At 69.9% G+C, this 11,550-nt stretch carries 11 protein-coding genes; 7 read left to right on the top strand and 4 right to left on the bottom strand.

Features of this window, described 5'->3' with window-relative positions:
- Positions 1 to 241: 241 nt before the first annotated feature.
- The gene (locus Q8L83_RS03260; RefSeq protein WP_305284714.1) at positions 242 to 2,032 is read left to right on the top strand and encodes a gamma-glutamyltransferase family protein; all 1,791 of its coding nucleotides are present in this window, start codon (positions 242 to 244) and stop codon (positions 2,030 to 2,032) included.
- On the opposite strand, the gene Q8L83_RS03255 is transcribed toward Q8L83_RS03260, so the two are convergent.
- Together Q8L83_RS03255 and Q8L83_RS03250 are read right to left on the bottom strand one after the other, a co-directional pair.
- Positions 2,029 to 3,360 (bottom strand): MFS transporter, encoded by a 1,332-nt coding sequence (locus tag Q8L83_RS03255; RefSeq protein ID WP_305284713.1) that lies wholly within the window; start codon positions 3,358 to 3,360, stop codon positions 2,029 to 2,031. The genes Q8L83_RS03260 and Q8L83_RS03255 overlap by 4 nt on opposite strands.
- Before the next feature lie 20 nt (positions 3,361 to 3,380).
- On the bottom strand, positions 3,381 to 3,731 hold the full coding sequence (locus tag Q8L83_RS03250) for a non-heme iron oxygenase ferredoxin subunit (RefSeq protein WP_305284712.1): 351 nt from the start codon (positions 3,729 to 3,731) through the stop codon (positions 3,381 to 3,383).
- A 121-nt stretch (positions 3,732 to 3,852) separates the two neighbouring features.
- Here Q8L83_RS03250 and Q8L83_RS03245 point away from each other — a divergent pair, with 121 nt between their 5' ends.
- Positions 3,853 to 4,815, top strand: coding sequence for an asparaginase (locus tag Q8L83_RS03245; protein ID WP_305284711.1), 963 nt, complete (start codon positions 3,853 to 3,855; stop codon positions 4,813 to 4,815).
- Here Q8L83_RS03245 and Q8L83_RS03240 read toward each other — a convergent pair.
- Positions 4,812 to 5,807 carry a 2Fe-2S iron-sulfur cluster binding domain-containing protein gene (locus Q8L83_RS03240; protein WP_305284710.1) on the bottom strand — a complete coding sequence of 332 codons (996 nt, stop codon included), beginning with the start codon at positions 5,805 to 5,807 and terminating at the stop codon, positions 4,812 to 4,814. The two genes, Q8L83_RS03245 and Q8L83_RS03240, sit on opposite strands and share 4 nt — an antisense overlap.
- A 101-nt stretch (positions 5,808 to 5,908) precedes the next feature.
- Here Q8L83_RS03240 and mhpD point away from each other — a divergent pair, with 101 nt between their 5' ends.
- The 5 genes from mhpD (at position 5,909) to Q8L83_RS03215 (ending at position 9,919) form a co-directional block, all read left to right on the top strand.
- Positions 5,909 to 6,694 carry a 2-keto-4-pentenoate hydratase gene (mhpD, locus tag Q8L83_RS03235; RefSeq protein WP_305284709.1) on the top strand — a complete coding sequence of 262 codons (786 nt, stop codon included), beginning with the start codon at positions 5,909 to 5,911 and terminating at the stop codon, positions 6,692 to 6,694.
- Positions 6,695 to 6,825: 131 nt separating this feature from the next.
- Positions 6,826 to 7,992: a Rieske 2Fe-2S domain-containing protein gene (locus Q8L83_RS03230; protein ID WP_305284708.1), complete on the top strand. Its 1,167-nt coding sequence runs from the start codon at positions 6,826 to 6,828 to the stop codon at positions 7,990 to 7,992.
- Positions 7,989 to 8,840, top strand: coding sequence for an alpha/beta fold hydrolase (locus tag Q8L83_RS03225; RefSeq protein WP_305284707.1), 852 nt, complete (start codon positions 7,989 to 7,991; stop codon positions 8,838 to 8,840). The genes Q8L83_RS03230 and Q8L83_RS03225 overlap by 4 nt, the downstream gene beginning before the upstream one ends.
- 2 nt (positions 8,841 to 8,842) lie before the next feature.
- Positions 8,843 to 9,106 (top strand): hypothetical protein, encoded by a 264-nt coding sequence (locus Q8L83_RS03220; protein ID WP_305284706.1) that lies wholly within the window; start codon positions 8,843 to 8,845, stop codon positions 9,104 to 9,106.
- Between the two features lie 3 nt (positions 9,107 to 9,109).
- Positions 9,110 to 9,919: a hypothetical protein gene (locus Q8L83_RS03215; protein WP_305284705.1), complete on the top strand. Its 810-nt coding sequence runs from the start codon at positions 9,110 to 9,112 to the stop codon at positions 9,917 to 9,919.
- On the opposite strand, the gene Q8L83_RS03210 is transcribed toward Q8L83_RS03215, so the two are convergent.
- A complete protein-coding gene (locus Q8L83_RS03210; RefSeq protein WP_305284704.1) occupies positions 9,916 to 11,550 on the bottom strand; it encodes an amidohydrolase family protein in 1,635 nt (544 codons plus the stop codon). The two genes, Q8L83_RS03215 and Q8L83_RS03210, sit on opposite strands and share 4 nt — an antisense overlap.

The following is an 11,550-nucleotide window of genomic DNA, read 5'->3' as shown; positions in this document are numbered from 1 at the left end:
ACGCCAAAAGCTTGGGCGCCCAGCTTTGCCTTTGTGCAGCCGACGGGCGCCTCGGCCGCAATTGCGGCTCTCTGGTGCGCCCGGCGGCCGCTTCGACCCTGGAAAATCGCCTGGGATGACGAGCGATCCCGCCTTTTGGTCACATCCCAGGCGCCTCGAGACGGCGCATTATATTGTATGACAATCATATTGACCCCGCTGGTGCGGCGGGCGAGGTCGGGAGACCAGCCAGGAGCCAGCCATGTTCACCACCCGCCCGGAGATCCGCGGCACGTTCGGCGTCGTCACCTCCACCCACTGGATCGCCTCCCAGGTGGGCATGGCCATGCTGGAGCGGGGCGGCAACGCCTTCGACGCCGCCGTGGCGGCCGGCTTCTGCCTGCAGGTGGTGGAGCCGCATCTGTGCGGACCGGCCGGCGAGGTCCCGATCATCTTCCACAGCGCCGCTACGGGCAAGATCGAGGTGCTCTGCGGCCAGGGCCCGGCGCCGGCCGCCGCCACCATCGCCGCCTTCCGCGATCTGGGCCTCGACGCCGTGCCGGGATCAGGCCTGATCTCGGCCGTGGTCCCTGGCTCCTTCGGCGCCTGGCTGACCCTGCTGCGCGACCACGGCCGCCTGCGGCTGGAGGAGGTGATGGCGCCGGCCATCGGCTATGCCGAGCACGGCCATCCCCTGCTGCCCGGCGTCTCCCGCGCCCTGGCTGAACTGAAAGACGCCTTCACCACCGAATGGCCGACCTCAGCGCCGGTCTGGCTGCCCGGCGGCGAGGCGCCCCAGCCCCACGCCCTGTTCCGCAACCCGACCCTGGCCTCGACCTGGAAGCGCATTCTCGCCCAGGCCGGCCAAGGCGCGCGGGAGGTTCAGATCGAGCGGGCGCTCAGCGCCTGGTACGAGGGCTTCGTGGCCGAGGCCATCGGGCGGTTCGGCCAAGCCGAGGCCCTGATGGATTCCAGCGGCCACCGCCACAAGGCCCTGCTGACGGCCCAGGACATGGCCGGCTGGCGGCCCGCCTATGAAGCGCCGGCCACGCTCGACTATCACGGCTGGACGATCTGCAAGACCCGGCCCTGGGGCCAGGGGCCGGTGCTGCTGCAGGCCCTGAGCCTGCTGCGCGGCTTCGATCTCGCCAGCCTCGATCCCAATGGCGCGGACTTCGCCCACCTGGTGCTGGAGGCGTCCAAGCTCGCCTTCGCCGACCGCGAGGCCTATTACGGCGACCCCGATTTCGTCGATGTCCCGCTGGACGCGCTGCTCGGCGAAGACTACGCCGCGGCCCGTCGCGGCCTGATCGGAGAGGCGGCATCCCACGAGCTCCGCCCTGGGGTCCTTCCCGGCTTCGAAGACCAGGTGACCCGGGCGCTAGGCATGGTTCGCGTGGCGTCGGGCGACGGCGGCGGTCTGGGCGTCGGCGAGCCGACCATGGCCCACCTCAAGCCCACCCTGAAGCCCGGCGACACGGTGCATCTGGATGTCATCGATTCCTGGGGCAACATGGTGTCGGCCACCCCGTCCGGGGGCTGGCCGCAGTCCTCGCCGACCATTCCCGAGCTGGGCTTCGCTCTGAACACGCGCGCGCAGATGTTCTGGCTGACCGAGGGCCTGCCCGCCAGCCTGGCGCCGGGCAAGCGGCCCCGCACGACTCTGACCCCCACGCTCGCCCTGCATGACGGCCGCCCGGCCCTGGTCTGCGGCACGCCCGGCGGCGACCAGCAGGACCAGTGGCAGCTCGCCCTGCTGCTGCGCCGGATCCATCACGGGTTGGGGCTGCAACAGGCCATCGACATGCCCCTGTTCCACACCGTCCACTTCCCCTCCTCCTTCTATCCGCGGGAGGCCATGCCGGGCGTCTCGGTGGCCGAGGAGTCCATGGGCGAGGCGGTGATCGCCGACCTGCGCCGCCGGGGCCACGACATCCAGGTCGCGCCAGCCTGGTCGGCGGGCCGGCTGACCGCGGCCGAGCGCGGCGCCGACGGCGTCCTGAAGGCCGCCGCCACGCCCCGCCTGATGCAGGCCTACGCCGTCGGCCGCTAGCGCGACGCCAGGGCGCGGAAGCTGGGGCGGCCCAAGGTGATCAGGCCGGCCGCGATCAGGCCGGCGGTCAGGCCGACCAGTCCCATGGAGCGGCCGACCGCCAGGGGATCTGCGAACGCATAGTCGGTCAGCAGCGCCACGGCGGTGGGGCCGACGCCCATGCCGATCAGGTTCAGGGCCAGCATATAGACCGCCGCGATCCGCCCGCGCAGGTCCGGCGGACAGATGATCTGCAGGGCGGCCGGCGCAGCGCCCATGGGAAACATCATCATGAAGATCGCCCCGTAGAGCAGGACCACGGTGGCCAAGAGGCCCGGCGACAGGATCAGGCCGCTGAGCATGGCCGCGGCCCCCAGGGCGCCGATCAGGGCCATGCGCAGATTGGCGTCGATACGCCCCGCGGCCAGCCAGCGGTCGGCCACCCAGCCGCCGAGCAGCAGGCCGACGCAGCCGGGACCGAGGAAGCCCAGGCCGAGGATCAGGCCGATCTGGCCCTGTTCCAGCTGATGGACCCGTCCCAGCAGGGTCGGCGCCCAGGCGCTGAGGCCGTGGAAGGCGATATTGACCACCGAGCAGCCGACGATGACGACCCCATAGGCTTGCCAGTGGCGGCGCAGGGCGCTCAAAGCCGCAGCCGGCCGGGCGGCGAGCGAGGGACTGGCGAGTGAAGGACTGGCGAGCGAGGGACGCGCCGCCTTGCGCCGCGGCTCGGCCACGGCCAGCACCAGCAGCGCCACCAGCAGGCCCGGCGCGCCGACCACCAGGAAGACCAGGCGCCAGCCGCTGAATTCGCCGAGCAGCGGCAGGCTGACCGGCGGCAGGCCCGAGACGGCCATGATGGTCCAGCCGCCGATCAGGAAGGCGAGCCCTGAGCCGAAGCAGGCGCCCATGGCGTAGACCCCTTGCGCCCGGCTGCGATGCTCGGGCCGGAAGAGGTCCGGGATCAGGGAATAGGCCGCCGGCGACAGGGTCGCCTCCCCGGTCGCCACGCCGATGCGGGCGGCCAGCAGGCCCCAATAGTTGGTCGCCGCGCCGCAGAGCACGGTCATCAGGCTCCAGACCGCGACGCCGGCCGCGGCCAGGCCCCGCCGGCTGGCCTTGTCGACGATCATGCCGAACGGCAGGCCAAGGGCGGTATAGAAGATGGCGAAGGCCAGCCCGGTCAGCAGGCTGATCTGGGTGTCGCTGAGATGGAGCTCAGCCTTGATCGGCCCCACCAGCATGGCCAGGATCGTCCGGTCGATGAACGAGAAGGTGTAGGCCAGCACCAGGATGGCCAGGGACGACGAGGCCCGCGCCAGGCTGGGATGGCTTATGGTCGCCGGCATGGCCTCGCCTGGGACCGACATCAGGCGGCCCCGTCCAGAAGCCAGACATCGCCGCCTTCGACCTCGACCTTGAAGGTCTTCAAGGGGAATTTGCAGGGCAGGCTGCAGGCCTTGCCGGACCGGACATTGAAGCTGCCCCCATGCATCGGGCAGAAGATCACCTCGCCCTCCAGCCGGCCCTCAGACAGGGACGCGATGGCGTGGGTGCATTCGTCCTCGACAGCCAGGAAGGCGCCATCCACATGGCAGAGCGCGATGGGGTCCATGCCCTCGGGCTCCACCTTCAGGATCTGGCCCTCAGCCACGTCGGCCGCCGTGCACAGTCGAATTCGCCCCATTTCATAGCCTTCCAGAATCGTAAGCTCAGACACACAAGACTGGCCACGACCCTGATCGGCCGCGGCGTTTGACGAACAATTGTCCGATTGTCATACAATGCAAGCGCCTGGAACGCTGCCGGGGCGAAAATCTGCAACTGATCGGAGATTGGGCATGAGCCACGTCCTGGTGCTGGACGCCGGTGGAACCATCAGTTCGCAAGCCGACGCACGCGGCGTTCTGGGCGGCGGTCAGGGCCTGTCCCTTGGCGGCGAAGCCGGGGCCGTTCGCCTCAGCCTGCGCCAGGTGCATGCAGGCCTCAGCGACGAACTGAGCCTGGCCGACGCCGCGGCCATCGTGCGCGCGGCTCAGGTGGCGGCGGCCGAGGGCGCAGACGACCTGGCCGGGATCGTCGTCGCCCATGGCACCGACACCATGGAGGAGACGGCCTTCCTCGCCGATCTCGTCTGGACCTCGCCCCTGCCCCTGGTCTTCACCGGCGCCCAGCGAGCGCCGGCCCACCCGGAATTCGACGGCGCCCAGAATCTGGCCGACGCGGCGGCCCTGGCCGCAGATCCGGCGGCGCGTGACCGCGGCGTGCTCCTGGCCTTTGGCGGCCGCGTCATGCCGGCGCGCGGCGCGCTCAAGGCCCACACCTCTGAGCTGGCGGGATTCGCCAGCCGGCAGGGCGAGGCGGGAAGCGTGGAGGACGTCCTGGCCCGGCTCCCGCGCCTTGGAGATCGACCGTCCGCCCTGCCCGACCTGCGCCTCGACACATCGGTGGAGATTCTCGCCGCCAGCCAGGGCTCCGGCGGCGGCCTAATAGATGCGGCGGTCAGCCTTGGCGCCCGGGGGATCGTGCTGCAGGCGCTGGGCCGCGGCAACGCCAGCCCGGCCGTGGTCGAGGCTGTCGCCAGAGCCTGCGCCGCCGGCGTCGTCGTGCTGGTGGCCTCCCGCTGCCCGTTTGGCCAGGTGGCTCCGGACTATGCGTCGGGCGCCCGGCTGGCCGAGGCCGGCGCCATCTTCAGCGAAGACCTGGGGGCGAGCCAGGCGCGCATTCTGTTGAGCGCGATTCTGGGTCTGGAAGCGGTCTCCGAGACCGCTTCGGCCCGCATCCGCGCCTGGCTGGCCCTTTAAGTGCTGGGCAGGTAGCGCTCGGCCCGGATCGCAGACAGGGGCGCGCCCAGCACCGCGAGCGTGGTCCGCGCCGCCTCGACCATGGCCGGGGGTCCGCAGAGATAATAGGCGCTGCCGGCCGCCACATCGGACGCCTTCAGCAGCGAGACCGCCGTCCCCTGGCTCGCGGCGGGTCCGGGCTCGCCGATGAAGACGGCGAACCGCGCCTGGGCCTGGCCATGGGCGGCGGCCAGGGTCTGAAGTTCGGCCACATGGAAGAGGTCCAGCGCGCTGGTCACGCCGAAACAGACCACCACCTCGCCCTCGCCGGGCGCCATGTCGCGCAGCATGGACAGCGCCGGGGCCAGGCCCGTTCCGCCGACCACGAAGACATGGCGGCTGGCCCGCGGATCGCTGGCGAAGGCGCCCAGCGGCCCCTGGATCTTGACCGCGTCGCCGGGGCTGGCCGCCGTCGCCACCCATTCCGACGCCAGGCCGCCGGGCACGTGGCGGATCAGGAATTCGAGCTGGCTCTCGTCGGACGGGGCGCTGGCGATGGAGTAGATCCGCGCCCCGCTCTTGCCGGGGGGCCGCAGGCGCACATACTGGCCGCTCTGAAAGCTGAATTCCTCCGGCCGCTCCAGCGACAGGCGATAGACACTCTGCGACAGGCGCTCCACCTTCTTCACCCGGGTCGAATGGCGCGCGGGCGCCGAGGGCTGCGGCTCGAGCGCATAGGGCAGATCGAAGGCCGCATCGCCGTTCAGCCGCGTCTGGCAGGTGGGCCGCAGACCCGTCGCCGCCTCGGCCGCCGAGATCGGCGAGGGGCCGGCGGCGTCGAACTCCGCCTCGCCCGAGGTCAGCTGGGCGATGCAGGCGCCGCATTCCCCAGAGGCGCAGTCATAGCGGATCGGCGCGTCGATCTGCATCGCCGCCTCCAGCACCGTCTGGCCCGGCGCGACCGGGACCGAGGTGACGCGACCATCGGAAAAGGTGAAATGCGCGGCGTACATCGCCCCTCGCCATTTGACTGAAGTTTGTATGACGATATGACATTACGGCGTGAACACAAGAGGCGGTCTTGCAGGCCGCGCGAGCCCCTATGGAGGATCTCATGAGCCCGGCCAGCCAGACCGAACAGCTCGCCCGCCAACTGCTGGACGCCTATGAGGGGCCGCGCATGGCGCCGATCCGCGACGCCTTCGCCCCCGGCGACGTGACCGCCGCCTATGAGGTGCAGCTGGCCCAGGTCCGTCACTGGACGGCCCAGGGACGGCGCGTCGTCGGGCGCAAGATCGGCCTGACCTCCAAGGCCGTGCAGGCTCAGCTGGGGGTCGCCGAGCCCGACTTCGGCCACCTGTTTGCCGACATGGTGTTTGGCGACAACGAGGAGCTGCCCTTCGCCCGCCTGCAGCAGCCCAAGGTCGAGGCCGAGGTGGCGCTGATCCTGGCCCGCGACCTGGACCTGCCCGACTGCACGGTGGCCGATCTCTATGAGGCCGTGGCCTGGGTGGTTCCGGCCGTGGAGATCGTTTCCAGCCGCATCGCCGACTGGAAGATCAATATCCTCGACACCGTGGCCGACAACGCCTCGTCCGGCCTCGTGGCCCTGGGCGGGCCGGTGCGGCGGCTGGACGGGCTCGACCTGATCGGCTGCGCCATGACCATGAGCGTCAATGGCGTGCGGGCCTCCCAAGGCACGGGCGCCGACTGCCTGGGCAGTCCCCTGAACGCCGCCGCCTGGCTGGCCCGGCGCTCAGCGGCGCTCGGCCATCCCCTGCGCAAGGGCGAGCTAGTCCTGACAGGCGCGCTCGGCCCGATGGCCAATGTCTCGCCTGGCGACAAGGTGGTGGCCGAGATCGGTGGCCTCGGCGCCGTCAGCCTGAATTTCAGCCTCTAGGGCGCCTGAAGAATAGGCGCCGCGCATCCCTGCGGTTGCAGGGCTAGGCCTAGGCTTGCCTCAAGCTCTTCCGTCATATTGTCATACAAACAAGATCGCCAAAGTCGGCGCCGCGTCAGAGTAGGAATCCCATGAGTGAGGATCATTTCGTCAATCCTGAGGTCGCCAACGCGGTCGGCGACTGGAAGGGTTATGTGGAGGCCAAGCTCGGCTTCCGGAATCACTGGTACCCGGTGCGCTTCTCCAAGGAGATCGCCGAGGGCGAGGCGATTACGGTCAAGCTGCTGGGCGAGGCCCTGATCCTCAAGCGCATCGACGGCAAGGTCTATTCGATCCGCGACCGCTGCCTGCACCGGGGCGTGCCCCTGTCGAAGAAGCTGGACTGCTACACCCGCGACACCATCACCTGCTGGTACCACGGCTACACCTACCGGGTTCAGACCGGCGAGCTGGTCAATATCCTGGCCGTGCCCGACAGCCGCCTGATCGGCCGGCGCAAGATCACCACCTTCCCGGTCGAGGAAGCCAAGGGCGTGATCTTCGTCTTCATCGGCGACACCGAGGAGGGCCCGCCCCCGCCCCTGGCGCACGACGTGCCGCCGGGCTTCCTGGACGACGACGTCATGATCCTGGGCAAGCACCGGGTGGTGAACTCCAACTGGCGCCTGGGGGCCGAGAACGGCTTCGACGCCCTGCACATCTTCATCCACAAGGACACCACCCTGCGCCACTACCGGGTGTTCAACTTCCCCATCGGCCATACCCCCCTGCCCGGCGCGGTGGAGACGGTGGAGGCGCCTGATGGGCCCAAGGGCGTGATCGACGACTTCGCCCTCCACAAGCCGGCCTGGGAGGGCGAGGTGGACGGCGAGGTCGTGGTCCGTGGCGTCCGCACCGGCGAGGCCAGCGGCACGTCTGCGGCCATGAAGACCTCGTGCTGGCTGCCCGGCGTGCTGAAGGTCGACTCCTTCCCGGCGCCCGGCCTCACCCAGTTCGAGTGGTACGTGCCGATCGACGCCGACACCCACATCTACTTCCAGACCATCGGCCACGAGGCCAAGACCGACGAAGCCCGCACCAAGTTCGCCAACGACTTCGAGACCATCTGGAAGCCCCACGGCCTGGACGGCTTCAACGCCGACGACATCTGGGCCCGCGAGGTCACCCAGCCCTTCTATCAGGACGACTATGGCTGGCTGGACGAGATGCTCTGCGAGCCGGACGTGACGATCCTCGAATGGCGCAGGCTCGCCAGCCGCTGCAACCGCGGCATCCAGACCCCGGAGCACCTGCGATGAGCGCTGAGATGAAGCTGGACGGAACCGGCGTCGCCAGCCGGTTCATCGACGCAGGTGGCGTCCGCACCCACTATCTGGAGGCCGGCGAAGGCCCGCCCATGGTCCTGGTGCATGGGGGCGGCGCCGGCGCCGACGCCTATGGCAACTGGATCGAGTGCCTGCCGATCTTCGCCCGCACCCACCGGGTGATCGCCCCGGACATGATCGGCTTTGGCCACACCGACAAGCCCTCGCCCGAGACCTATCTCTATGACCAGCCGGGCCGGAACGCCCACCTGGCCGCCTTCCTCAAGGCCATGGACCTGGGCCCCGTCGTCCTGGTGGGCAATTCCATGGGCGGCGCGGCCTCGATCGGCGTGGCCCTGGATCATCCGGAGATGGTGGAGCGCCTGGTGCTGATGGGCAGCGCCGGCCTGCCGATCCCCGAAAAGCCCTCGCCCGACCTGATGAAGAACCTGCAGTACGACTTCACGGTCGAGGGCATGCGCCGGGTGGTCTCGGGCCTCACCGGCCCGGCCTATGTCCCGCCCGAGGAGATGATCCAGTACCGCTACGAGATCGTCGACGGGCCTGAGGCCCGCGCGGCGCTGGCGGCGATCAACGCCCAGACGAAGACCGGCACGCTCAACTATCCCGAAGAGCGGCTGGCGACGATCAAGCACCCGATCCTGGTGGTGAACGGCAAGGAGGACGGCGTCTCGATCCTGCCGCGAGCCTACCGGTTCCTGGAGCTGTTCGAGAACTCGTGGGGCTATATCGTCCCCCACTGCGGCCACTGGGCGATGATCGAGCAGCGGGACGATTTCTGCCGCGCCGTGCTCGACTTCGTTCAGCCCCGGAGCCTCTAGGCATGGCCGCGCCCGAGGGCGTTCACGCCATGATCCACCACCTGATCGCCACCCCGGCCGACCGGGGGCTGATCAGGACCGATCCCGCCCAGCTTTACGACCGCTTCGGCGTGCCGGAAGGCGCGCGGGACGTGCTGAGCCAGGGCGGGCGCGATGATCTGCATGGCCTGGGCATCCATCCGAACCTGATCATCAAGTGGCTGATCTGGTCGGGCCGGGCGACCATCACGCCGTTTTCTATCAGCTATTATTTCGACCGGAGGTAGCCCATGGGCCAGATCGTCGGAGCCTTCGCCACCTCCCATGTGCTGGGCGCGCCGGACGGCGTGGAGGACCAGGCCGAGCGGGTCTTCCAGGGCATGCGCGAGATCGGCCGCCGGCTGCACGCCGCCCGGCCCGACGTGCTGGTGGTGATCACCGCCGACCATCTGAACAACTTCCACGCCGACCAGCCCGCCCCCTTCGCCGTGGCCCTGGACGACGTGCTGGTTCCCTATGGCGACATGGGCCTGCCCACCGACCCCATCCCCGGCGCCGCGGCCTTCGCGAAAGGCCTGGCCGATTTCCTCGATGACCAGGGCCAGGCGGTGCAGACCCTGACCGGCGCCCGCCCCGACCATGGGGTGATGATCCCGCATGGGGTTGTGGACCCAAACCGGACCCTGCCCACCGCCCTGCTCTATGTGAACGCCGCCATAGCGCCGCCGCCCGAGCCCGAGGCCTGCTGGCGCCTGGGCGGCTTGCTGAAGGCCTATGTGGAGACCGTGCGCCCGGCGGGCGAGCGGGTGGCCCTGCTGGCCGGCGGCGGTCTGTCCCACTGGCTGGGCGTGCCAGAAGAAGGCCAGGTCAACGCCGACTGGGACCTCGCCTTCATGGACGCCATGGTCGAGGGCCGCGGCGTCGAACTCGCCCGCATGACCAACGCCGAGATCCTGGAGGCGGCCGGCAATGGCGGCCTGGAGGTCAGCGCCTGGATCGCCCTGGCCGGCGCAGCCCCCGGCGCCCTTGGCGAGCGCCTGTACTATGAGCCCATGCCCAGCTGGGCCTCAGGCATGGGCGGGGTGGCGCTGACGCTCTAAGCCGCCGGGCAGCCCGGCGTGGTCGGGTCAACCCGCACCGCATCGGGGCGCGCCGGACCCAACAGCGGCCGGCCGGGCATGGCGCCCGTGAGCGCGCCGGCACGGATCACCGGCACGCCATTGATCACCACATGGCGGATGCCGACGGCGTACTGGTGCGGGTCCTCGAAGGTCGCCTTGTCGGCGATGGTGTCGGCGTCGAAGACGGTGATGTCGGCGAAGGCGCCTTCCGCCAGCCGGCCGCGCTCGGTCTGGCCCACCTGGTCGGCGGCGAGAGAGGTCATGCGGCGCACGGCGTCCTCAAGCGTGATCACCTGCTGTTCGCGCACATAGCGGGCCAACACCCGGGGGAAGGCGCCATAGGTGCGCGGATGCGGGAGGCCGTCGCCAAAGCCCACCGGGTCGCCGTCGGTCTCGATCATGGCCAGGGGGTGCTGCAGGATGCGCACCACGTCGGCCTCGTCCATCACGTGATAGATGGCGGTGAAGCCGCCCTTGAGCTGCAGCTCGATCAACAGCTGGATGGCGTCCTCCGGCGTGCCGGCCAGGCCACGATCCTTGGCCAGATCCGCCAGGGTCCTGCCGTTATACGACGGGTCGGCCGCCAGGCTGCGGAACTGCAGGCGCTCCAGATCCGCCCCGCCCCGCTGGACCATCAGGATCCGCATCATCTCGGCCTCGACCCTGGCGCGGACCTCGGCGTCCTCCATCCGGGCCTTGAAGCCTTCGGGGCCGCCAGCCAGGGCCCAGCCGGGGAACATCACCGCCGAAGACGAGCTGGAGGCCGAATAGGGATAGAGGTCGTGGGTGATGTCCAGGCCGCGGGCGCGAGCCTCGTCGATCATGGCCAGGGTCTTGACGCTCCAGCCCCACTGGGTGGAGCCCATGGCCTTATGGTGGTTGATCTGGCCCGGCAGGCCGGCCTTGTCAGCGACCTCGATCACCTCGGCCACGGAGTCCAGAACGCCGGCCCCCTCGTCGCGCATGTGCGAGACATAGATCCCGCCCCAGCAGGCGGCGACCTTGGCCATGGCGATCACTTCATCGGGCTCGGCGTAGTTGGCCGGGACATAGACGAGGCCCGTGGACATCCCCAGCGCCCCATCGGCCATGGTGTCGGCGATGATCTTCTGCATCCGCGCCAGCTCGGCGGGGCTCGGCGCGCGGTTCTCCATCCCGAGCACCTGGGTGCGGGCGAAGCTGTGGCCGGCGAAGAAGCCGACATTGGGCGCGACCTTCAGGGCCTCGACATAGGGCTTGAGCGGATAGGGCTGCGGCCCGCTGTGCAGGCTTGCGATGATGCTGGTTATGCCCTGGCGGACGAAGTTCTCGGCCAGGGGGTATTCGTGGATGTTGTCGGCGATGTGGGCGTGGTTGTCGATGAAGCCCGGCGCCACGACGAGGCCGCGGGCGTCCAGCACGGCGTCGCCATCCTCAGGCCTAAGGCCGCCCGGTGCGATCCTCACGATCCGGTCGCCCCGCACCGCCAGGTCGGCGCGATAGGCAGGCTTGCCTGTGCCATCCACCACCTGCCCCCCCAGGATCACCAGGTCGAACTCGGCGGCCTGGGCGGCGCTGGCGCCCATCAGGGCGGTGGCGAGCAGCAGGGATTTCAGGGTCGCACGGCGCAT

Source organism: Phenylobacterium sp., from assembly GCF_030680185.1.
Taxonomy (GTDB): Bacteria; Pseudomonadota; Alphaproteobacteria; order Caulobacterales; family Caulobacteraceae; genus Phenylobacterium.
This window is presented reverse-complemented; position numbering and strand designations above follow the sequence as displayed.